Annotated in this window: 14 protein-coding genes and 1 pseudogene; 8 read left to right on the top strand and 7 right to left on the bottom strand. The window is 67.2% G+C overall.

Annotated elements, in window-relative coordinates; genetic code table 11:
• Positions 1 to 78: 78 nt before the first annotated feature.
• From ACW173_RS12875 to ACW173_RS12865, 3 genes and pseudogenes are all read right to left on the bottom strand, one after another.
• A complete protein-coding gene (locus tag ACW173_RS12875; protein ID WP_492085989.1) occupies positions 79 to 1,767 on the bottom strand; it encodes a glycoside hydrolase family 43 protein in 1,689 nt (562 codons plus the stop codon).
• Positions 1,768 to 1,910: 143 nt separating this feature from the next.
• A pseudogene (locus tag ACW173_RS12870) lies at positions 1,911 to 3,108 on the bottom strand (glycoside hydrolase family 10 protein).
• Positions 3,109 to 3,237: 129 nt separating this feature from the next.
• Positions 3,238 to 6,477: a TonB-dependent receptor gene (locus ACW173_RS12865; protein WP_492080406.1), complete on the bottom strand. Its 3,240-nt coding sequence runs from the start codon at positions 6,475 to 6,477 to the stop codon at positions 3,238 to 3,240.
• Positions 6,478 to 6,911: 434 nt separating this feature from the next.
• Here ACW173_RS12865 and ACW173_RS12860 point away from each other — a divergent pair, with 434 nt between their 5' ends.
• The 4 genes from ACW173_RS12860 (at position 6,912) to ACW173_RS12845 (ending at position 12,666) form a co-directional block, all read left to right on the top strand.
• Positions 6,912 to 8,426: a tryptophan halogenase family protein gene (locus ACW173_RS12860; RefSeq protein ID WP_492080405.1), complete on the top strand. Its 1,515-nt coding sequence runs from the start codon at positions 6,912 to 6,914 to the stop codon at positions 8,424 to 8,426.
• Entirely contained in the window at positions 8,423 to 9,517 is a 1,095-nt protein-coding gene (locus tag ACW173_RS12855) for a tryptophan 7-halogenase (protein ID WP_492080404.1), read from the top strand. Before ACW173_RS12860 ends, ACW173_RS12855 begins: the two co-directional genes overlap by 4 nt.
• A 123-nt stretch (positions 9,518 to 9,640) precedes the next feature.
• Positions 9,641 to 11,155, top strand: coding sequence for a tryptophan halogenase family protein (locus ACW173_RS12850; RefSeq protein ID WP_492080403.1), 1,515 nt, complete (start codon positions 9,641 to 9,643; stop codon positions 11,153 to 11,155).
• Positions 11,152 to 12,666 carry a tryptophan halogenase family protein gene (locus ACW173_RS12845; protein WP_492080402.1) on the top strand — a complete coding sequence of 505 codons (1,515 nt, stop codon included), beginning with the start codon at positions 11,152 to 11,154 and terminating at the stop codon, positions 12,664 to 12,666. Before ACW173_RS12850 ends, ACW173_RS12845 begins: the two co-directional genes overlap by 4 nt.
• Before the next feature lie 69 nt (positions 12,667 to 12,735).
• On the opposite strand, the gene ACW173_RS12840 is transcribed toward ACW173_RS12845, so the two are convergent.
• The gene (locus ACW173_RS12840) at positions 12,736 to 14,841 is read right to left on the bottom strand and encodes an alpha-glucuronidase family glycosyl hydrolase (protein WP_492080401.1); all 2,106 of its coding nucleotides are present in this window, start codon (positions 14,839 to 14,841) and stop codon (positions 12,736 to 12,738) included.
• Between the two features lie 328 nt (positions 14,842 to 15,169).
• On the opposite strand from ACW173_RS12840, the gene manD reads away from it, so the two are divergent.
• From manD to ACW173_RS12820, 4 genes are all read left to right on the top strand, one after another.
• Positions 15,170 to 16,381: a D-mannonate dehydratase ManD gene (manD, locus tag ACW173_RS12835; RefSeq protein ID WP_492080400.1), complete on the top strand. Its 1,212-nt coding sequence runs from the start codon at positions 15,170 to 15,172 to the stop codon at positions 16,379 to 16,381.
• Positions 16,382 to 16,504: 123 nt separating this feature from the next.
• On the top strand, positions 16,505 to 17,254 hold the full coding sequence (locus ACW173_RS12830) for a FadR/GntR family transcriptional regulator (protein ID WP_492080399.1): 750 nt from the start codon (positions 16,505 to 16,507) through the stop codon (positions 17,252 to 17,254).
• A gap of 80 nt (positions 17,255 to 17,334) precedes the next feature.
• Positions 17,335 to 17,991, top strand: a complete 657-nt coding sequence (locus ACW173_RS12825) for a helix-turn-helix domain-containing protein (protein ID WP_492080398.1) — start codon at positions 17,335 to 17,337, stop codon at positions 17,989 to 17,991.
• Between the two features lie 40 nt (positions 17,992 to 18,031).
• Positions 18,032 to 19,105 carry an acyltransferase family protein gene (locus ACW173_RS12820; RefSeq protein WP_492085988.1) on the top strand — a complete coding sequence of 358 codons (1,074 nt, stop codon included), beginning with the start codon at positions 18,032 to 18,034 and terminating at the stop codon, positions 19,103 to 19,105.
• Here ACW173_RS12820 and ACW173_RS12815 read toward each other — a convergent pair.
• The 3 genes from ACW173_RS12815 to ACW173_RS12805 all read right to left on the bottom strand — a co-directional run bounded on the left by ACW173_RS12815 (position 19,102) and on the right by ACW173_RS12805 (position 23,218).
• Positions 19,102 to 19,803 carry an HAD family hydrolase gene (locus ACW173_RS12815; protein WP_492080397.1) on the bottom strand — a complete coding sequence of 234 codons (702 nt, stop codon included), beginning with the start codon at positions 19,801 to 19,803 and terminating at the stop codon, positions 19,102 to 19,104. The genes ACW173_RS12820 and ACW173_RS12815 overlap by 4 nt on opposite strands.
• Positions 19,804 to 19,947: 144 nt before the next feature.
• On the bottom strand, positions 19,948 to 21,888 hold the full coding sequence (locus tag ACW173_RS12810) for a CocE/NonD family hydrolase (RefSeq protein WP_492080396.1): 1,941 nt from the start codon (positions 21,886 to 21,888) through the stop codon (positions 19,948 to 19,950).
• 34 nt (positions 21,889 to 21,922) lie between these two features.
• The gene (locus ACW173_RS12805; RefSeq protein ID WP_492080395.1) at positions 21,923 to 23,218 is read right to left on the bottom strand and encodes an aspartate aminotransferase family protein; all 1,296 of its coding nucleotides are present in this window, start codon (positions 23,216 to 23,218) and stop codon (positions 21,923 to 21,925) included.
• Positions 23,219 to 23,304 lie beyond the last annotated feature (86 nt).

Raw genomic sequence — 23,304 nt, 5'->3', positions numbered from 1 at the left:
CATCCCCAAAGCCGCAGTATGGGCTGCCGCAGTAGACACCCCCATCCCTGCCCTTCCCCCATCAAGGGGGAAGGGTTCTTACTGCCCCGCGCCATGCGCGTAGACGCCCAGCATGGTCCCCACGAATCCGCCCGCCACCTTGGTGCTGAGCGTGGTCCCGTCGGCGTCGGCCTTCAGGGTCTCCCACTGACCCGGCGTCGTGCCGTAGGCGAAGTCCAGCGCCCCGCCGCGCGCGACGATCTTCAAATTCAGTCCTTGGCCATTAACGAGGGAAACCGGCTTTTCCGCCACAACGACGCCGTCGACCGGATCGCCCTTCCCGGCCCGCTTCTCGACCCGCACCAGCGTCTTGCCGCCGTCCCGCACCAGCCCCACGAACCAGTAGAAGTCGTCGTTCTGCACCGCCACCAGCCCGGCCTTGTCGCCGTCGGCCTTGGGCGTGAAGCGCACCGTCGTCGAGACCGTGGCGTTCATGTGCTGCTGGCGCCGCGCCCAGACGGACGGCTGGTCGTTGTCGCCGATCCTGGCCGCGCGGGCCTCGACGTTCAACAGCCCGCCCTTCACCGACCACCAGCGCGAGGTCGGGATGCGCATGGTCATCCAGCCTTTGGGCAGCTCTGGCCCGGCGAAGGTCTCGGCGACGCGGAACGGGCCCGAGGTCGGCCGGACCTTCAACGCCGGCAGCTTGGGCGCGGTCTTCACATACGGAATGGTCTGGCCGTTCGGCAGGATCACCGGCCAGCCATCCTTCCATTCCACCGGCAGCAGGAAGGTCTCGCGGCCGGTGTTGTAGGTGTCGTCGCCATAGGGCCGCACCGCCAGGAAGGTCGCCCACCACGAGCCGTCGGGCGCGTCGACGATGTCGGCATGGCCGGCCGAGGTGATCGGCAGCGGGCGGTCCTTGGGCAGGCCGCGCTGGGTCAGGATCGGATTGTCCTTATACGGAACATATGGGCCGGTCGCCGCCTTCGACCGCAGCACCACCTGGCTGTGCCCCTCGGCCGTGCCCCCCTCGGCGGCGACCAGATAGTACCAGCCGTCCTTCTTCAGGATGTGGGGCCCCTCGGGCCAGATCGGCTTGGTCGAGGGATCCACGCCCTTGTCCAGCAGCACCGAGCGCGGGCCGATCGTCTTCTGGGTCTTGGGGTCATACTCCTGGATCCAGATGGCCCGGTGGCCCTGGTATTCGGCCGGTCCCGGCGGATTGTCGTTGTTGACGATCCAGGCGCGGCCATCATCGTCGAAGAACAGCGAGGCGTCGATGCCGCCCACCTCCGGCAGCCACACCGGATCCGACCACGGCCCCTTGGGATCCTTGGCGGTGATCAGGAAGTTGCCGCCGCAGTCGACGCAGGTGTTGAGGATGTAGAACAGGCCGTCGTGATGGGTGATGGCCGGCGCGAACACCGCCCGCGACAGGCCCAGCCGCTTGAAGTCCAGCATGCCGGGACGGTCCAGCGCGTTGCCGATCTGCTCCCAGTGGACGAGGTCGGTCGAGTGGTGCACCGGCAGGCCCGGGAACCAGGCGAAGGTCGAGTTGACCAGGTAATAGTCCTTGCCGACGCGGGTCACCGACGGGTCGGGATAGAAGCCTTGCAGGATCGGGTTGCGGTATTGGTCGGGGGCGGCCTTGACCGCGTCCGACGGGTCGGAGCCGCTGTAGACGAAATTCGAGAACTGGGCGGTGTTGGGGGCGGCCCAAACCGCGGTGGGCGCGGCTCCCGAAAGCAGAGCCAGAGCCAAAGCACTCGTCGCGGCGCGCATCATCAACATCACTCCCCTACTCCGTCTTCCCGGCGAAAGCCGGGATCCAGGTTCAGCCCGAGCCTTGGCCAGCCGGACACTCACAACCCTATGATCTGGGCCCCGGCTTTCGCCGGGGAAACGGGATTCTAAATTGATCTAGAAGCCTACCGCGCCGGCGCCGCCCGGAACGCCGCCGCCACCGCTTCCCGCAACGGCTTGGGCTTGTAGTCGTCGTCATACAGCGTCGGCCGCTTGGGCTTCTTGTCTTCGCGCAGCCACTGGTTCTGCAGCCACGAATATTTGTCGACCATGCCCCAGGCCAGGACCTCCTTGGTCTGCCTGTAGCTGAGCATCTGGTCCAGGAACGCCTTGGCATAGGCCGCGACCTCGGCGTCGCGCGGGCCGAACGCGGCGGGCAGGCCCTTGTCGTGGACGTCGAACTCGGTGACCAGCAGGTCGTAGCCCATGCCGGTGACGTCGTTCAGGAAGGCCGTCCATTCCTTGGTCTGCGGCTTGCCGAAGCCGGTGAAGCTGTCGGCGTTCTCGGCCCCGATATGGCTCTGGATGCCCAGGGCGTCGACGGGAGTCCCGCGTTTCTTGAAGCCTTCCAGCAGCTTGAGCACACCATGTCGGTGCTGCTCGTTGCCAACTTCCTGGCTCATATAGTCATTGTAGACCAGGCGGGCCTTGGGCGCGGCCTGGCGGGCGACGTGGAAGGCCAGGTCCAGCACAGCTTCCTTGCCCATCGCGTCGGAGAGGAAGGTCGAGCGGATCGAGCCGTCCTTGGGGTCGACGGTCTCGTTGACCACGTCCCACGAGATCATCCGCGGATACCGGCCGCACAGGGCCTGGATGTGCTGGGTGACCATCTTGGCGGCGGCCTCGGCGGGACGCGACCCGAAGTCGTAGGTCTTGGTCCAGTCGGGGAACCACTGCGGGTGGTGCCACAGCAGGGTGTGGCCGCGCAGGGCCTGGCCGTTCCGCTCGGCGAACTCGGCGATGCGGTCGGCGCGCTCGAAGTCGAAGGCCTCGGGCCCGCGAGCCCGGATCACGTACCACTTCAGCTCGTTCTCGGGCACCAGCACGCCGCACTCGCGGGCCAGGATCTGGCGGTACTGGGGATCCTCGAACGAACTCGTGATCGAACCCTTGGGACCCGCGCCCACGGCGCTGCCGAACCAAACGCCCTTGGCCTTGGCCAGGTCGCGCAGCGGGGTCTCGTCGGCCCAGGCCGAACCGGCGAAGGCGGCGGCGGTTCCGGCCGCGCCCATGGCGAGAAGGTCTCGGCGAGAGAGGCTCATTCGTCAGGCTCCCAAGAAAAAGGCGCGCACCGTCTTGGAGGAACGATGCGCGCCAAAACAAAGACAGTTGGCAGGAGTAACCAAGCTCGTCCGGCCTGTTTTCGAAACGAGGATCGAAAGCCGGAAAAGCCCATCCATCCGTATCCGCCGGCCCGAAGGGGGAGCCCCTCAGGGCCGGCGTCCACGAACCCTAGAAGCTGGCGCGCATGACCAGCGTGTAGCGGCGGTCGGCCATGAACCACGAACGACCGGTCTTCAGCAGATCGCTGTTGAGGATCTGCGTGGTGCGGGTCGTCTCGTTGGTCAGGTTCACGCCCTGGATCCCGATCTTCATCTTCGGGGTGACGTTGTAGAAGATCGAGCCGTCCAGCTGGCCGGTCGCCTCGTTCATGATCGGGGCATAAGGCACGATCACGTCGCGGACCGTCAGCAGGAAGTCCGAACGCCAGTTATAGGCCAGGCGCGCCGAGATCTTGCTGGTCTCATAGACCACCGCGAAGTTGGCGTTGTGCTTGGACAGGCCCTGCAGCGGCAGCTTGCTGGTGTCGACCGTGGTGATGCGGCCGGCGGCCACGTCGGGGTCGGTCGCCGACAGCGTGCTTTGCGGCACGCCCGAGCTGTCGATGTAGCTGTAGTTGGCGTTGATCCCCAGCTTGTCGAACGGCTTGGGCAGGAAGTCGTAGAACTGCTGGTAGCCGACTTCGAAGCCCTTGACCGTCGACTTCTTGGTCGAGTTGCCAGGCGTCGTCACCAGCACGTCGAACGTGGCGCCGTTGTTGGTGAACGGCACGCGGGCGGTCGAGTTGAAGTTGACGTCCGTCAGCTCTTTCCAGAAGGCCGCGACCGTCAGCGAGCCAACCGGCGCGAAGTACCACTCGACCGAGGCGTCGATGTTCTTCGATTGGGTGGGCTTCAGGTACGGGTTGCCGACCGTCACGTTGCCCGAGGGCAGGCCGTTGGCGATGCCGTCGGCGTTCGTGTTCAGAGCCAGGCCGAAGTAGTTGCGGGTCAGGCCGATATCGGGCGGCGTGATCGTCTTCGACAGGCCGAAGCGATACTGCAGACCGTGCGGGGCCACGACCTTCACGTTCAGGCTGGGCAGCCAGTACTCGAACGAGGTCTTGACCGTGGACGGCGTCAGAGCGCCGTTCGACCAGGCCCGCGCGGCGGCGCGGACTTGCGGCGACAGACCGCAGAACGACGACGGCACGAAGGCCGGCTTCGGGCTGGGCAGGGCCTGCCACGCCGCCAACGCGTCGGAGCAAGCCGTGTCGGTCGCGAGGCTGTTGGCGAACGGATACGACAGGTAGCCGGAAGCCTGACGATTGGTCTTGGTATAGCGCAGACCGATGTTGCCGCTGACCCGGTACTCGCCGACGTCGCCCTTGAAGCGCGTCATCAGATAGGCCGACTGGGTTTTCTCGTTGACCGGATTGATTTCACCCGGACGGAACGGCGTGCCGGCGACGACGCCGCAGCGTTGCGCCAATGGCACCCAGTTCTGCGGGCACGACCGGCCGCTGGCGGCGTCGATGGCGTTGCGGTCACGCCACTCGTCGCCGACCGACAGCAGGAACTTCGAGAGGTCGGCGTAATTGTCGACCGTGTTGTTCGTATAGAACAGACGCGGCTGGCCGGCCGTCGGCGAGGCCATCTTGCCACGCAGGAAGTTGTCGAACGCGTAGGTCTCGACCTGCGAGGTGCTGTTGAAACCGCCGGCCGTGGTGGGGTTGCCGTTGATCGGATCGTCCATCCAGACCGGACCGCCGCTGCCCCAGATTTCCGAGACCACGCCCCAGTTGTAGGCCGAGAAACGGGTGGTCTGGTCGCGTTCCGACCAGCGCACGCCGGCCTTCACCGAGTCGAACCAGGTGTCGTCGTTGAACTTGTATTCGACGTCCAGCTTGACCGCGTCTTCGGTGCCTTCCGACTGCTCGATGTGGTCCATCGCCGAGCGCCAGAAGTTGTTGTACGGGTCGCTGAAGGTCGCGTGCGCGCCGCGCATGTACGACGGGCAGGTGTTGTTGAACGGCGCGCAGTTCGAGATCGTCGTGCCATTCGAGGGCGGCAGGAAGCTGATCTCCGGCAGGCTGTTGCCGTTCAGCTTGATCGAGGCGTTCTGGAAGGTCGAACCCCAGATGCCCATGCTGATGGCGTCGACCGTCGAGTCGACGTGCTGGGCGTCGAACAGGATCCCCCAGTGCTCGTTCGGGGTCCATTTGAAGTTGAAGCCGTAGTCCGACGTGATCGTCGTCTGCTTCTCGTCGCGACGGACGTTGTTCGACTGCAGGCCGTCGATCGGCGTGCGCGGATCAGCGCCGTTCTGGTCGGCGCGCCAGCCGGTGGTGCCGGTGATCACGCCGCTGGTGAAGACGCCTTCGTCATCGAAGGTGAACGTCGTGCCGGCCACGGGACGCGAGTCACCGTTGCTGGTGACGTTGTCGGTGGCGATTTCGATCGCGTGCTCGGTCCACTCGCTGACGGCCTTGGACCGCAGGTACTGGAACGAAGCGGCCATCGTGCCGTCGGTGCTCTTCCACTGGGCGGCGAAGGCGCGGCCTTCGCGCTTGCGGTCGGTGTCGGTCGAGCGGAACGCGGCGCCGCGCGGGAACCAGAGGCCCTTCGTGCCATTGCCGCAATCCGACACGGCTTGGCCAAGGTTCGTGCGGCAGCCGAAGTTCGACACCTGGATGGCGTTGCTGCGGCTGGCCAGGCGCGAGTTCACGTAGGAGACCAGCAGGCCGACTTCACCGATGCTGGTGTCCCAGCGGTTGCTGTACAGGCCGGTGATCGACGGGCGGTACTTCTTGATCATGTCGCCGTAGGTGACTTCACCCGACAGAGACAGCACCTCGCCCTTGGCGTCGAACGGCAGACGGGTGCGCAGGTTGACGGTGCCCGAGATGCCGCCTTCGATCAGGTCGGCCGAGGGGCTCTTGAACACGTCCACGCCGCCCATCAGTTCCGAGGGAACGTCGGCGAAGCTGAGGATACGGCCGTTGTTGGCCGTGAAGGTGTCGCGGCCGTTCAGTTCCGAACGCACGAAGTTCAGACCGCGGACGACCACGCCCGAGCCTTCGACCGAGAAGTGGTCGGGGTCGACGCCAGCGGCGAAACGGTTGATGGAGACGCCCGGGACGCGCGACAGCGCTTCGGTGACCGAGCGGTCCGGCAGGGCGCCGATGTCTTCGGCGGTGATCGAGTCGCCGATGATGTCGGACGACTGCTTCAGTTGCTGGCTGCTCTTCAGGCTCTGACGGATGCTGGTGACGACGACTTCGTCGACCGTGTCAGCATCCTTCTTGTCCTGCGCCAGGGCCGGCGCGCCGATCATCAGAGCGCCCAGCACCAGGACCGAGGCGCCGTATTTCAGATTGTTGGTGATTGAATCGCGTCCGCGCTGCGCGGACGGCCTGTTGGCCGTTCCCATTAGTCCACCTCCCCTTTTGTCATTTGGCAGCAAGGTAGCGCTACCATTCGGTCATGTTACCGTGACCATTGTTGTCAGATCACATGATAGACCACTGCTCGTCAAGCCGTTGTCACACTGGCCCGGTTCGAGTAGCCGTAAGGAATGGGAACGTTACCATTTGGGGTAGAGGCCTCGCGGTTTCCGCGGTCCTGCAGCCTCTTCTCCCGACTTGGTCACCTCCCCATTCGTGGTCTGGCCACGACGAACCGGATCTAGACGTCCAGCTTAAAACAAGGATGACAACGCAAGACAGCGTTGTCAATTTGAGACTCGTCCGCAGGTGATCTGACGACACCTGAACGGGGATAAGGTATCGGGGGAGACATTGGCATGACGGGCGAAAACGTCCGCGCGGGGGTCGCAACAGACCCCAAGATGGGTAGGGTTCACGCATGACCCCAGCTCCCATCCGCAAGATCGTCATCGTCGGCGGCGGCACGGCCGGCTGGATGACCGCCGCAGGCCTGGCCGCGATGCTCAAGGGCCTGCCCATCGAGATCGCCCTGGTCGAGTCGGCCGAGATCGGCACCGTCGGGGTCGGCGAGGCCACGGTCCCGCAGATCCGCAACTATAATGCGCGCCTGGGCCTCGACGAGGCCGACTTCATGAAGAAGACCCAGGCGACCTACAAGCTGGGCATCGAGTTCCGCGACTGGGGCAAGAAGGGCGAGCGGTACGTCCATCCGTTCGGGGCGTTCGGCCATCCGATCGGCGGCGTGCCGTTCCACCAGCACTGGCTGCGGGCCCACGCGCGGGGCGAGGCCGACGCCATCACCGCCTACAGCCTGCCGATCATGGCCGGCTTCGCCAGCAAGTTCGTGCCGCCCTCCCCCGACCCGCGCTCGCTGGGCTCGACCTTCAACTACGCCTACCAGTTCGATGCGGCGCTCTATGCGCTGTACCTGCGGGCCTATTCGGAAGCGCGCGGCGTCACCCGCACCGAGGGCAAGATCGCCAGCGTCCAGCAGCGTCCCGAGGACGGGTTCGTCACCGGCGTGACGCTGGAGAGCGGCCAGGCGATCGAGGGCGACCTGTTCATCGACTGCTCCGGCTTCCGGGGCCTGCTGATCGAGCAGACCCTGAAGGCCGGCTATGAAGACTGGACCCCGTGGCTGCCCTGCGACCGCGCCGCCGCCGTGCCGTGCGCCTCGGTCGAGCCCGCCACGCCCCTGACCCGCGCCACCTCCGACCAGGCCGGCTGGCGCTGGCGCATCCCGCTGCAGCACCGCGTGGGCAACGGCTATGTCTACTGCTCCAGCTACATCAGCGACGACGAGGCCGCTCGCGTGCTGCTCGAGAAGCTGGACGGCGAGGCCCAGGCCGATCCGCGCTTCCTGCGGTTCGTCACCGGCCGGCGCAAGAGGCAGTGGTTCAAGAACGTCGTGGCCATCGGCCTGTCGTCGGGTTTCCTGGAGCCGCTGGAAAGCACCAGCATCCACCTAATCCAGGTGGCGATCAGCACCCTGCTGGAGCTCTTTCCGCACCGGGGTTTCGATTCCGCCGACCAGGACGAGTACAACCGGGTCATGGACCTGGAGTTCGAGCGGATCCGCGATTTCCTGACCCTGCACTACCACGCCAACCAGAGGGACGATTCCGACTTCTGGCGCGACCGCGCCGCCGCGCCGATCCCCCACAGCCTGGCCGAAAAGATCGCCCTGTGGCGCGAGCGCGGCGTGGTGGCGGCCTACAAGGACGGCTTCTTCAAGGAGCCCTCGTGGCTGGCGGTCTATCTGGGTCAGAACATCACGCCCGATGGCTATGACCCGATGGTCGAGGCCATCCCCGCCGCCGAGTCGGCCCGTGTGTTGGCCGCGCTGAAGGCCGCCGTGGCCCGGACGGTCGAGGCGATGCCGCGGCATGAGGCCTATCTGCGCTCGGTGGCCGACGCGAGGATCTCCGCATGAGGATCCTGATCGTCGGAAGCGGTGTCGACGCCTGGATGACCGCCGCCGTGCTGGCGACGGCGGCCCGGGGGACGGCCGAGGTCTCGGTGGTTGAAACCGCTGCGCCGGCGGCAGGCCAACTGGTCGCCCTACCGGCGTTGCGTGGCCTGCACACAAGACTAGGCATCGAGGTCGGGACGCCGCTGCTGGGTCTGCACCACGGCGCGAGCGTCGAGCCGTTTGGCGACACGGGCGCCATGCTGGAAGGCTTGGCCTTCCATCACTACTGGCTGCGCGCGAAGGCCGATGGCGAGGGCGCGACGCTGGAGGCCTGGAGCCTGACCGCCCAGGCCGCCGCGCGGGGTCGTTTCGCGCCGAGGAGCGCCGATCCGCGCTCGCCGCTCTCGACCCTGGATCATGGCCTGCTGCTGGACGCCGTCGAGTATGCGGAGACATTGAAGGCCGTGGCCCTCAAGGCCGGCGCCAAACAGGTCGACGGCCGCCCCAATGCGGACCTCGTGGTCGACGCCTCGGGCGAGGCCGGCGATGGGATCGACTGGAGCGCCTGGCTGCCGACGGGCGCGCGGCTGACCGACGTCGAGGGCAGGGTCGCGACCTTCGCCCACGACGCGCCGCTGAAGGCCGGCCGGCGGGCCCAGGCCGTGACGGGAAACGTCGTGGCGGTCGGCGGGGCGCTGGCCTCGATCGGCGCGGCCGACGGCGGCGACCTGCACCTGCTGCAGACCACCGCCTCGCGCCTGGTCGCGCTGTTGCCGACCACCCCCGCGGCGGCGGCGGAGTTCAACCGCCTGACCGCCCTGGCCGTCGAACGGGCGCGGGACATGGCGATCCTGCGCTGGGGGGATCTTTCGAACCCGCCGGAAGAACTCGCCTGGAAGATCGCCCAGTTCGAAAGCCGGGGCCGGGTGGTGAGCTACGACGAGGAGACCTGGCCGGAGCAGGCTTGGGTGCATGCGATGCTGGCGCGGGGGATCACGCCGAAGCGCTGGGATCCGTTGGTGGAACGTGTTCCGCTAGGCCAGATGCGGGAGATGCTGGGGCGGATGCGAACCGTGATCGAACGGACTGCCGAGGGGATGCCGCGTGCGTGAACTGAATATGCTCCCCCAGCGGGGAAGCTGTCGCGGAGCGACCGAGGGGGCGTCGCCGGCCTATGCGGAGCTGCCCCCTCCGGCCCTCCGGGCCACCTCCCCCAACGGGGGAGGAGAAGCGCGATGACCAACCCCATCCGCAAGGTCCTGATCGTCGGCGGCGGCACCGCCGGCTGGATGACGGCGGCCGCGCTGTCCAAGGTGCTCGACACCAAGGGCGTCGAAATCACCCTCGTCGAGTCCGACGCCATCGCCACGGTCGGCGTGGGCGAGGCGACGATCCCGCCGATCACCACTTTCAACCAGATCCTCGGCATCGACGAAGCCGAGTTCATGCGGGCCACGAAGGGCAGCTTCAAGCTGGCCATCGAGTTCGTCGACTGGAAGCACAAGGGCCACCGCTACCAGCACCCGTTCGGCAATTTCGGCCTGGATATCGAGGCGCTGAAGTTCCACCAGTTCTGGCTGCGCGGCCTGCACGAGGGCTGGGCCCAGCCGATCGACGACTACAATCTGCCGGCCACGGCGGTGAACCTGGGCCGCTTCGCCCTGCCGTCCAAGGATCCGGGCCAGGTAATGTCGGCGCTGAAGTACGCCTTCCACTTCGACGCCGGCCTCTACGCCAAGTACCTGCGCGGCTATGCCGAGAAGCGCGGCGTCACCCGCGTCGAGGGCAAGGTCGGCAGCGTCGAGCAGCATGGCGAGACCGGCTTCGTCACCGGCGTCACCCTGGAGGACGGCCGGGTGCTGGAAGCGGACCTGTTCGTGGACTGCACCGGCTTCCGCGCGCTCTTGATCGAGCAGACCCTGAAGACCGGCTTCGAGGACTGGGGCCACTGGCTGGCCAATGACCGCGCCGTGGCCCTGCCCTGCGCGACCGGCGGCGACGGCCTCACCCCCTATACCCGCGCCACGGCCGACACGGCCGGCTGGCGCTGGCGCATCCCGCTGCAGCACCGCACCGGCAACGGCTACGTCTATTCCAGCCGGCATATCAGCGACGAGGACGCGCTGGCCCGCCTGCGCGCCACCTTGGACGGCGAGGCGCTGGCCGAACCGAATTTCATCCGGTTCCGCCCCGGCCGGCGCAAGCAGATCTGGAACAAGAACGTCGTGGCCATAGGCCTGTCGTCGGGTTTCCTGGAACCGCTGGAGAGCACCAGCATCCACCTAATCCAGGCCGGGATCACCAAGCTCTTGGCCCTCTTCCCCGACCGCGGCTTCGACCCGGTCGAGATCGCCGAGTACAACCGCCTGACCATCCAGCAGGTCGAGCTGATCCGCGATTTCATCATCCTGCACTTCCACGCCAATCAGCGCGACGAGCCGTACTGGAAGCAGCTGCGCGAGATGGAGATCCCGGCCGACCTCAAGCGCAAGATCGAGCTGTTCCGCGGCTCCGGACGCCTGTTCCAGTCGGACTACGACCTGTTCGCCGAGGCCAGCTGGATCGCCGTGCTGCTGGGCCAGGGCGTGACGCCGCGGCGCCACGACCCGCTGGTCGACCAGTATGACGAGGCCTTCGTCCGGGCGCAGATGGAGCGGCTGGCCGGCCTGATCCGCCGCACGGCCGAGTCCATGCCCACCCACGAAGCCTTCATCGCCCGCTACTGCGCCGCTCCGGAATTCGCGAAATGACCCAGAACCACCGCCTGCGCCGCGTCGTCATCGTCGGCGGCGGCACCGCCGGCTGGATGACCGCCGCCGCCCTGGGGCGCTTCCTGAAGGACGGCTACACGAAGGTCACCCTGGTCGAGTCCGAGGCCATCGGCACGGTGGGCGTCGGCGAGTCGACGATCCCCCAGATCAACATCTTCAACCGTATGCTGGGCCTGGACGAGAACGAGTTCGTCAGGAAGACCAAGGCGACGTTCAAGCTGGGCATCGACTTCGTCGACTGGAAGGAAATCGGCCACGGCTACCACCACCCGTTCGGCCCCTACGGCGTCGACATGGAGGGGGTGTCGTTCCACGCCTATTGGCTGAAGGCCCACGCCTTGGGCATCGCGCCGGACCTCGGCGACTACAGCCTGCAGACGGTGGCCTCGCGCCAGTCGAAGTTCATGCGCCCCAACGGCCAGGCCAACTCACCGCTGGGCCAGATCGCCTACGCCTTCCAGTTCGACGCCGGGCTCTACGCCAGGTTCCTGCGCGAGTACGCCGAGGCGCGCGGCGTCGCGCGCCAGGAGGGCAAGATCGCCTCGGTGCGGCAGGACGGTACGAGCGGCTTCGTCACCTCGGTCACCCTGGAGAGCGGCCAGGTCGTCGAGGGCGACCTGTTCATCGACTGCTCGGGCTTCCGCGCCTTGCTGATCGAGCAGACCCTGAAGGCCGGCTACGAGGACTGGTCGCATTGGCTGCTGAACGATCGCGCCGTGGCCATGCCGTGTACGCTGGGCGGCTCGCTGGCCCCGGTGACGCGGGCGACGGCCCGGCCGCACGGCTGGCAGTGGCGCATCCCGCTGCAGCACCGGCTGGGCAACGGCTACGCCTATTCCAGCGCCCATGTCAGCGACGACGAGGCCCTGGCCGATCTGCTGGGGAACCTCGACGGCGAACCCCTGGCCGATCCGAACTTCCTGCGTTTCACCGCCGGCCGCCGCAAGAAAAGCTGGGACAAGAACGTGGTCGCCATCGGCCTGTCGGCGGGCTTCATGGAGCCGCTGGAGAGCCAGTCGATCCACCTGATCCAGGTCGGCATCTCGCGCCTGATGGCCCACTTCCCCGACCGCCGGTTCTTCCAGGCCGACATCGACCGCTACAACCGCACCATGACCTTCGAGTACGAGAAGATCCGGGATTTTCTCATTCTTCACTTCAAGGCCACGACCCGAAACGACACACCGTACTGGGACTATCTGCGCGAGATGCCGATCCCGGACTATCTGGCCGACAAGATCGAACTTTTCCGGGGTTCAGGCCGGGTGTTCCGCGAGAACGAGGAGCTGTTCAATGACACCTCGTGGTTCGCGGTGTTCATCGGCCAGGGCGTCATGCCCGAGAGCTGGGACCCGATGGCCGATCCCATGGACGAGGGACTGTTCCGGGCGCGGATGGCCGAGATCAAGTCGGTGATCGCCAAGTCGGCGGAGGTGATGCCCGGGCATATGGCGTTCATCCGGGAGAACTGCGACGCGATGGCGGGCTGAAGGGCGCCCGCCGATGGATCGGCGCCATCCCGGAAACGCCGCGGGCGATATCCGGGATGACACGGTTGGCTAGATGCCCGGCGCGTAGGGGAACTGCATCGCCTCGTAGTCTTCCAGCGACTTCGGCGGCGCCTTCTCGCCCGCCGGCAGGGGACGCTTGGCGAAGCTGCCGAACCAGGCCACCGAGGCGTCCCGCCACCATTGGGCTTCGTCGCGCTGGATCTTGAGATAGTCGGTGACCTCGGCGTGGCGTTGCGGGTCGACGTACGGCGCCAGGCCCGCCCAGGTCGTCTCCATGCCGTCCACGTATTTCACGCCCCGGCCGTAGTGCTTCACCAGGCCATCCCACAGCGTGTCGCCCGACTTCAGGCGGTAATCCCAGGGCAGGTGGTGGAACCACAGCAGGTCCTTCTCGTCGACGCACTTCAGGTCGGCGAAACAGGCGCCCACCGCCGGCGCGTACTGGGCCGTGGCGTTGCTGCCGCTCGGCGTGCGGTCGAAGCCCAGGCCGTCCGGCCCGGCCTTGGCGTAGTAGACGCTGGTCCAATCGGCGCGTTCGCCGCCGGCCACCCAGGGGCCGGGACCGTAGTGATGGCTGCGGCCCATCTGGTGGTGCAGGCCCAACGGGGTCATGTAGTCCACCGCCGCCTCGCGCGAGCCCATCATCATGTCCACGACCGGCTTCACGAAGCGCGGGTCATTGCTGAAGGTCATCTTCGCCCAGTCGGTCGCGATGTCGCGCGTCGAGGCCTCCGGATCCCAGGCCAGGCGGCCGAAGACGTACCAGTTGGCCTGGTCGAACTGCGAGCCCGACCAATTGCGATCGCTGCCGATATTGGCCACGCCCGCCATCACCGTCAGCTCGCGGCCGTCCAGCTGGCCGTCGATCACCTTGGCGACCGTCGAGCCCTTGCCCTTGGCCATCGTGTCGGCGCGCAGGGTCTCCTCGTACATCGGGCCCAGGTAGACGAGGTGCGTGGAGAACCCGAGATATTCCTTGGTGATCTGGAACTCCATGCCGAGGTTCGACTTCGGCATGGCCCCGAACAGCGGGTGGAACGGCTCGCGCGGCTGGAAGTCGATCGCGCCGTTCTTGACCTGGATGACCACGTTGTCGCGGAACTGGCCGTCGAACGGCTTGAACTCGTTGTAGCCCTGCTTGGCGCGGTCGTCGGGCTGCTCGTGCGAATAGACGAAGGCGCGCCAGATCACGACGCCGCGGTTACCCACCGCGTCGGCCAGCATGTTGGCCCCGTCGACATGGGTGCGGCCATAGTCCTGCGGGCCGGGCTGGCCTTCGGAATTGGCCTTCACCAGGAAGCCGCCGAAGTCGGGAATGGCCTTGTAGATCTCGTCCGCTTTCGCCTTCCAGAAGGCGGCGACGGCCGGGTCCAGCGGGTCGGCGGTCTTGAGGCCGCCCAGCTCGACCGGGGCCGACCAGCGGGCCGACAGATAGACCCGGATGCCGTAGGGCCGGAACGTGTCGGCCAGGGCGGCGGCCTTGGCGATATAGGCCGGCGTCAGGCTGTCGGCCTTGGCGTTGACGTTGTTCAGCACCGTCCCGTTGATGCCGATCGAGGCGTTGGCGCGGGCGTAGTCGACCATGCGCGGATCGACATGGCCGGGCAGCCGCCACCAGTCGAAGATCGACTGGCCCGAATAACCGCGCTCGACCGTGCGGTTCAGGTTGTCCCAGTGGTTCAGCATGCGCAGCTTGATCTTGGGCGAGCTGGCGATGTCGAGGCTTTCGACGCTCTGGCGGGTCTGGAGCAGTTCCAGGTAACGGAACACGCCGTACAGCACGCCGATGTCCTTGGACGCGGCGATGACCGTGGTCGTCTTGCCGTTCACCGCCGTGGTGCGGATGCGGTAGCCCTCGTCGCCCAGGTCCTTCTGCGGCGAGACCGTCAGCTGGATGACCCCGTCGCGGGACCCGGCGGCGGCGCTGGCGGGCTTGCCGACCAGGCCGGTGAGGCCACGCTCCAACTCGGCGCGGGCGACCTTCAGCGTCGGGGTGTCGGAGACGGGCGCGATGGCGGCGGCCCGAGCGGCGTAGGACGCCTTCGCGCTGGCCTCGACCGGCTTGTAGCGCAGCCACAGGTCATAGCCGTCCTCGGCTCGCGCGGCGGGGGCCGCGATGAACAGCAACACGGCGGCGAGGGCCAACAGACGCATCTTCACTCCCTAACCCAACTCCGTTTCCCCGGCGAAAGCCGGGGCCCAGATCCAGCCTGAGCTTGAGCCATCCTGGCGCTTCACAGCCTTACGATCTGGGTCCCGGCTTTCGCCGGGAAGACGGATAATTATGCTTATGGTCCCCGATCTCAAAGGTCGGGTCACCCTTCTGTAGTGGTCAGACCACTGGGTTGACAAGCCTTATGGTAGCGGTAAACCGATAAGCAGGGAGGAAGATGGACGTCGCGCGCCCTCGGCTTTGGCGCGTCCTCGGTCTTTCGACCCGCCCGCAGGTTACAAGCCCAGAACCGCCAGCAAAGCGTCCCTAATGCCCAAGATCATCGCCGCCAAGACCATCGTCACGTGTCCGGGGCGTAACTTCGTCACCCTGAAGATCGTGACCGACGAGGGGGTGTACGGCATCGGCGACGCCACGCTGAACGGCCGCGAGCTGGCGGTCGAGGCCTATCTGACCCAGCACGTCATCCCCTGCCTGATCGGCCGCGACGCCCACCAGATCGAGGACATCTGGCAGTTCCTGTATCGCGGGGCCTATTGGCGCCGGGGTCCGGTGACCATGGCCGCCATCGCCGCGGTCGACATGGCGCTGTGGGACATCAAGGGCAAGATCGCCGGCCTGCCCGTGTATCAACTCCTGGGCGGCGCCTGCCGCACGGGGGTGATGGTCTACGGCCACGCCAACGGCGAGACGATCGAGGAGACGATCGAGAACGCCAAGCACTATGCCGGCCAGGGCTACAAGGCCATCCGTCTGCAGACGGGCGTCCCCGGGATGAAGGGCGCTTACGGCGTCTCCAAGGACCGTTTCTTCTACGAGCCGGCCGACAGCGACCTGCCCAAGGAGACCGTCTGGTCCACGGAGCGCTACCTGCGCAGCGCCCCGGCCCTGTTCGAGGCGGCCCGCGCGGCCCTGGGCGACGACCTGCACCTGCTGCACGACGTCCACCACCGCCTGACCCCGATCGAGGCCGCGCGCCTGGGCAAGGACCTGGAGCCCTACCGGCTGTTCTGGATGGAGGACGCCACCCCGGCCGAGAACCAGGCCAGCTTCCGCATCATCCGCCAGCACACCACGACGCCACTGGCCGTGGGCGAGATCTTCAACTCGGTCTGGGACTGCAAGCAGCTGATCGAGGAACAGCTGATCGACTATATCCGCGCCACCGTCGTGCACGCCGGCGGGATCACCCACCTGAAGAAACTGGCCAGCTTCGCCGACCTCTATCACGTGCGCACCGGCTGCCATGGGGCCACCGACCTGTCGCCGGTCTGCATGGGCGCGGCCCTGCATTTCGACCTGTCGATCCCCAATTTCGGCATCCAGGAATATATGCGCCACACGCCCGAGACCGACGCGGTGTTCCCGCATGCCTACGGCTTCAAGGACGGCATGCTGCACCCGGGCGAGGCGCCGGGCCTGGGCGTCGACATCGACGAGGACCTGGCCGCCAAATATCCCTACCAACGCGCCTATTTGCCGGTCGCCCGTCGCCTGGACGGCTCGATGCACGACTGGTGATCTGACCCTTCGTCAGGAAGCGCGAGAAAGTAGGACAAATCGGGCCGGTCTCCGTGATAGTGAATCACGGATTCCGACGACGGCCCCTGTGGGCCCCACGCGTCTCTTGAGCTCCCGCCGACCATGTCAGACAACGTCAAGCTCTACCGCAAGATCGCCGACACCGTGGCCGACGCCATCGAGTCGGGGCAGTACAAGCTGGGCGACCGCCTGCCGACCGAGCGCGAACTGGCCGAACAGTTCGGGGTCTCGCGTCCGACCCTGCGCGAGGCGATGATCGCCCTGGAAATGCTGGGCATGATCGAGGCCCGCCACGGCCTGGGCATCTATGTCACCGGCAATGTCCGCCCCGCCGCGCCCAGCGCCGACATCGACTTCGAGATCGGCGCCTTCGAGCTGATCGAGGCCCGCCGCCTGTTCGAGGGCGAGGCCGCCGCCCTGGCCGCCACCTCGATCAGCGACGAGCAGATCGCCGAGCTGGAAGGCCTGCTGCTGCGGATGCACCAGGAGGAGGAGATCCGGGGCGAGGACGCCGACCGCGACTTCCACATGATCATCGCCCGCGCCACCGGCAACGGCGCGATCATCGCCACGATCGAGAACCTCTGGGACTGGCGCAACCGCTCGCCCCTGGCGCGGAACATCCTGACCCGCGCGCGCGGCATGGGACTGGAGCCGCGGATCGTCGAGCACCGCCGGGTGGTGGACGCGCTGAAGGCCCGCGATCCGGCCGCGGCGCGGCAGGCGATGCGCGACCACCTGGAGCGGGTGATCGACCACCTGCTGCACGCGACCGAGACCGAGGCGGTCCAGCGGGCGCAGCAGGAGACCAAGGCGCGGCGCAGCGCCATCGCCAAGCGGGTGGCGATTTAAAGTTTCCCCCTCTCCCGCAAGGGGAGAGGGATGACAGCGGTTTAACTGGCGCGATGCTTTCGGCGCACTACGTTCGCCCAATGCACCCGCCCCTCCGGCACACCCTCGCCCCAGACGCCATCCCCCGCCACCTGCACGCCGCGCCCTACGCGGCCGTGGTGCTCGATGGCGGTTACGAGGAGGCCGGCGAACGCGGCCGCTATCGCGTCGAGGCCGGAGACGTTCTGGTCCACGCCGCCTTCAGCGCCCACTGGAATCCGGCGCCGGGTCGTCGCGCCGTCGTGCTGAACCTGCCGTTGGCCACCACGCCCACCTTCGCTATCGCCCACCTCGCCGATCCCGACACCCTGGTCCGCCTGGCCGAGCGCGATCCGCTCGCCGCCACGGCGCTCCTGACCGACACTTGGACCCCCGGCCGCGCGGCCCTGGACGACGCGCCGGACCTGATGGCCGCCGCCTTGTCCGACTTGCCCGACCTTGGCGTCGAGGCCTGGGCCCGCGAGCACGGCGTGACCCGCGAGACCGCCTTCCGCTGGTTCCGCCAGGCCTATGGCGTAGCGCCCTCGCGCTACCGGGTCGAGGCCCGGGCGCGGCGGGCCTGGGGCCTGATCACCGGGACGACCGACGCCCTGGCGGCCATCGCGACGGACGTCGGCTTCAGCGACCAGGCCCACATGACCCGGGACGTCAAAGCGCTGACCGGCCGCGCGCCGGGCGCGTGGCGAACCGCGGCCTGAAGACGGTGACGTGTACGGCGCAACGTGGCACAGCTTGCCCATGCGCCTGCCCCCGCTGAAGCCCGACTCCGACCAGATGCTGCACCTGGACGCCCTGCGGATCGTCGGAGCCGTGATGATCGTGGTGTTCCACTTCAACCGGTTCATCAATCTGGACGGCCGCTGGCAGCTGGCCGACGACACGATCAAGAGCTTCAGCCTGATCGTGGACCTGTTCTTCCTGATCTCCGGCTATGTGATGGCGGCGATCTATACCGGCCGGCTGACGACCTTCGCCAAGTACCGCGACTTCCTGCAGAAGCGCGTGGCGCGGCTGGGGCCACTGCACTGGGCGACGATGCTGGTGTTCGTCGTCATCGCCGCGCTCGGTTGGGCCGGCGTGCTGAACGAGCGCGATCCCTCGCGCTATGACGTGGGCTGCATCCCACGGAACGTGCTGTTCATCCACGCCTGGGGGACGTGCAAGGCCCAGACCTGGAACTTCGTCAGCTGGGCGATCAGCGCCGAGATGGGACTCTACATCGCCCTGCCCCTGCTCTTCTGGATCACCGCCAGGGGCGCGTGGGCCACCGCCGCCACGGCGATCGGCAGCCTCGCCCTGCTCCTCTGGATCTCACGCACCGGCGAGACCTTCTCGCAGTGGACCTACGACTTCGGCGTCGCGCGCGCCGTGCCGGGCTTCATGCTGGGCATGCTGGCCTTCCAGCTGCGCGACCAGCTCGGGAAGCTGCCGTACGCCCGCTTCGTGATGTGGGGCCTGCTGGCGGTGTTCGTCGTCGCCTCTGGGATGGGGGCCTCACGGACGAGCCTGCTGCTGGTGATCTACGCCCTCGGCCTGGCCGGCGTCGCGGCCGACGCGGCCGGCGTGCAAGGCGGGGTCAGCAGGGCCATGGCCCCGTGGGCGCAGCTGTCCTTCAGCCTCTACCTGCTGCACCCGATCGCGCTGAAGATCGCGCTGAACTGGGTGGGGTTCGGGATGTGGGGGCTGAACGGCGACGCCATGCGCCTGTGGTGCCTGGTGTGGATCATGGCCCTGTTCCCGATCGCGTATCTGTCGCTGATCGGCTTCGAGCGCCCGGCGCGGGATTGGGTGGCGAAGCTGGGCAAGCGCTAGCCCTTCAGACCGTCCACCCACGCCGGCAGCTCGCTGATGCTCCCCAGCTCGACATACCGCTCATGCCCCACCGGCGCCTCGGCGGCCTCGTGCGACCAGACCAGCGGGTACGGGATCAGGGCGCTCCAGCAGCCGGCCTCCAGCGCCGGCAGGATGTCCGAGCGCATCGAGTTGCCAGCCATCACCGCCTGCTCGGCCCCCGTGCCATAGCGGTCGAAGACCCGGCGGTAGGTGTCGGCGTCCTTCTCGGACACGATCTCGACGGCCACGAAGAAGTCGCCCAGCCCCGACGAGGCCAGCTTCTGTTCCTGGTGCAGCAGGTCGCCCTTGGTGATCAGGATCAGTCGGTAGCGGTCCGACAGGTCCGACAGCGCCTTCTCGACACCGGGCAGCGGCTCGATCGGCTCGGTCAGCATCTCGCGGCCCACGGCCAGGATCTCGCGGATCACGCGGGTGTCGACCGCGCCGTCGGTGACCTCCAGCGCCGTCTCGATCATCGACAGGGTGAAGCCCTTGGCCCCGTAGCCATAGACCCGCAGGTTCCGCTTCTCGACGGCCAGCAGCTGGCTCTCGATCTTCTCGGGATCGCCGTGGTCGGACAGCAGGTCCAGGAATCGCGCGTGCGAAAGACGGAACTTGCTCTCGCAGTGCCAGAGGGTGTCGTCGGCGTCGACGCCGACGGTGGTGATTGAAGTCATTGGTCTTTTTTGTCTTCTCGCCACGCCGCCCGAGCCACGGATCCAGGCGAGTCGCCTGAACTGGCCCTCGGGTCGAGCGCTTACAATTCATCGACATCGAAGATAGCAGGCCAGCCGTGCCGTCGCGAGAGCGGGGGCGCCCCCTCAGCGCGCCATCGCCTGGGATTGATCGACCGGCACGATCGGCAGCCAGACCCGACTGGGCGTGGCGCCGCCGCGCTCCAGCGTGATGGTCGCGACCTTGTAGTCGGCCTTCTCGGCGAAGAAGATGTTGGGGACATAGGTCTGTGGATTGCGATCATAGACCGGGAAAAGGCTGGACTGCACCTGCACCATGATCCGGTGCCCCGGCTGGAAGACGTGGTTCACGGTCGGCAGCCGGAACTTGTAGCGCTGCACCTGGCCCGCCGGGATCGGTGACGGCTTTTCGAAACTGTCGCGATAACGGCCTCGGAAGATGTCGAGGCTGATCGCCAGCTGGTAGCCGCCCATGGCGGGTTCGGTGGCGTTTTCCGGCGGGAAGACGTCGATGACCTTGACGACGAAGTCGCCGTCGGAGCCCGTGGTGCGGGCGAAGAGATCGGCGATCGGCGCGCCCGACACCCGCACCGCCTCGGTCAGCACCTCGGTCTGGTAGGTCATCACGTCGGGCCGTCCGTCCGAGGCCCGCTGGTCGCTCAGCAGCCAGTTGGCCCACGGCGCCTTGAACTCGTCCATGTCGATCGGGCGGGGCAGGAACGGCACGGGCTTGTTGGGATCGGACACATAGCTGTCCCCGCCTTTGGCGACGGGCGAGAAGCTCAAGGCGCCGCCGGCGCTCAGATGGATCGGGGTCAGGGTCGCGGCGCAGCCCGTCTCGCAGGCCAACGGCCAGTCGGCCAGCCTGTCCCAGCGGTCCTCGCCGGTGTTGTAGACGGCCGCCGCCGGCAGATTGGCCGGCGGGCCATCCTTCAGGTGCTGGTTGAACAGCGGCATCACCATCTTCCGGCGGTACTCGACGACCGTGTCGCCGTCCCACTTGAAGACGCCCGTCTCGCGCCCCGTCCGGTTCACCTGGCTGTGCCGCCAGGGACCCAGGACCAGATGGTTGTTGCCCATCTTGCCGGCCGCCTTCAGCAGCTCCCAGCTGATCACCGCGCCATAGATGTCCTCCTGGTCCCAGAGACCCTGCTCCCACAGGGTCGGGATGTCGGACGGATTGGCGGCGATCAACCGGTCCAACGCCATGCCCCGCCAGACCGCGTCATAGGTCGGGTGCTCGGACAGGCGCTTCCAGAACGGCAGCTGGTCGATGCCGGTCCGCCTGGCCCAGGCGCCGGCCGAGCCGGCGTCGCGGAAATTGTCGTAGTCGTCATAGCCGCCGTGCGGCGGGTTGCCCGCGATGGTCTTCGAGCCGGTCTGCTGGGTGATGTAGTCCATCATCACCTGGCGGAAGGCCCCATGGTGGAACCAGTCGTCGCCCATCCAGCCGTCGATCAGCGGACTCTCGGGCGCCGCCACCTTGAGGGCGGGATGCGGATGCAGAAGGGCCATCACCGTGGTCGTGCCCTCGTACGACGATCCGATCATGCCCACCCGGCCGTTGGACCGCGACAGGTTGGCCTTGTTCACCAACCACTCGATCGTGTCGTAGGCGTCGGTTCCATGATCGACATTGGTCGTGTTCAGAGGTCCGATCATCGGTCGGGTGACGACGTATTCGCCCTCCGAGCCGTACTTGCCGCGGACGTCCTGCCAGACCCGGATATAGCCGGCCTTGACGAAGTCCTCGTCCTCCAGGGCCATGGCCTGGACCATCGAGACGCTGGGCGTTCTCCGCGACCGCGCGGCGGCGTTGTAGGGCGTGCGTGTCAGGACGATCGGCGCGTTCGCCGCCCCCTTGGGGATCATGATGACGGTGTAGAGCTTCACGCCATCACGCATCGGGATCATCACCTCCCGACGCTCGAAGTCGGCGCCCGCCATCGGCGGCGTGAAGACCTTCACGACGTCGCCGCCCGGCTTGACCACCGGGTCGACCGACTGGGCCAGGGCCGGCGACAGGGTCAGGCAGAACGACAGCGCGACGAGCGAGGTCTTGATCATGATCGGCTTCCTTCAGGCGTGAGGATCGGAGCTCTCAGTCGCGGTCCAGCAATCCAGCCGCCAGGCAGTCGCCGATCGCCTCGCCGATGATCTCGACGCCCAGCTCGAGGTCTTCCGGCGAGATCGTCAGCGGCGGCGCCATGCGCATCACCCCGCCCATGCCGGGCAATTGAACGATGTTGACGCACAGCCCGAGCTCGAAGCACCGCCGCGAGACGGCCGCGCCGAAACGGGGCGCCGGCGCCTTGGTCACCCGATCCCTCACGAACTCGATCCCGGCCAGCAGGCCCCTGCCCCGCACGTCGCCAATGCACGCGTGGCGCTGTTGGAGGTCGAGCAGCGCGCGATTGAGCCTGACGCCCATCGCCCCGGCGTGCGCGGTCAGCTGGTCGCGGAGGATGATCTCGATGGCCTTCAACCCGATGCGCGCCGGAAAGGGATCGGACACGTGGGTCGTGTAGAAAAGAAAGCCGCGCTCGTGGCAGCGCTGCTCGATCTCGGCCGAAGTGACCGTCGCCGCCAACGGCAGGCCCGCGCCCAGGGTCTTGGACAGGGTGATGATATCGGGCGTGACGCCGTGATGCTCGCAGGCGAACATCGCGCCGGTGCGGCCAAGGCCCGTCTGGGCCTCGTCGACGATCAGCAGCATCTCGCGCTCGCGGCACTTCTCGTGCAGCCGTCGCAGATAGCCCGGCGGCGGTTCGATCAGGCCGCCCGAACTGAGGATCGGCTCGACGATCACCGCCGCCAGCGAGCCGACGCTCTGGCGGTCGATCAAGCCGAACGCGTAGTCCAGCATGTCGAGCTCGAACCCATCTCCCGCCCAGTCGGGACGCCGATAGACGTAGGGCGTCGGCAGGGCCATGACACCGGGCATGGATGGCCCATAGCCGCGCCGACTGGCCGAGAATGTGGTCGGGAAGGTCGCGCCGGTCATGCCGTGCCAGGCCAGGTCGAAGGCGACGATCTCGTGCTTGCCCGTGTAGAGCTTGGCCAGGCGCAGCGCGGCCTCGTTCGACTCCGCGCCGGTGCTGAGCAGGATCGACTTGGTCAATTGGGGGCCGAGCAGGTCGGCCAGAACCTCGGACAGCTTGACGACCGGCGACGACAGGAAACCCGAGAACAGGTGGACCGGCTCGTCGGCCGCCGCCTTCATGGCGGCGACGATCTCCGGATGGGCGTGGCCCAGGATGGCGCTCATCTGGCCCGAGGTGAAATCCAGCAGAGCCCTGCCGTTCTGATCATGGACGTATGATCCCGCCGCCCGCTCGATCAGGCACGGCAGGAAAGCGCCGCCATAACGGATGAGGTTGCCGGCCAGATCGTCCATCGTCAGCGCTGAAGCCGCAGACAAACTATTGCTACTTGCGGAACGCGGCTTATCGATGGTCTGCATGGCTCACCCGGCTACGGCGT

The sequence above is a fragment of the Caulobacter sp. ALps2 genome, from assembly GCF_058681635.1.
This window is presented reverse-complemented; position numbering and strand designations above follow the sequence as displayed.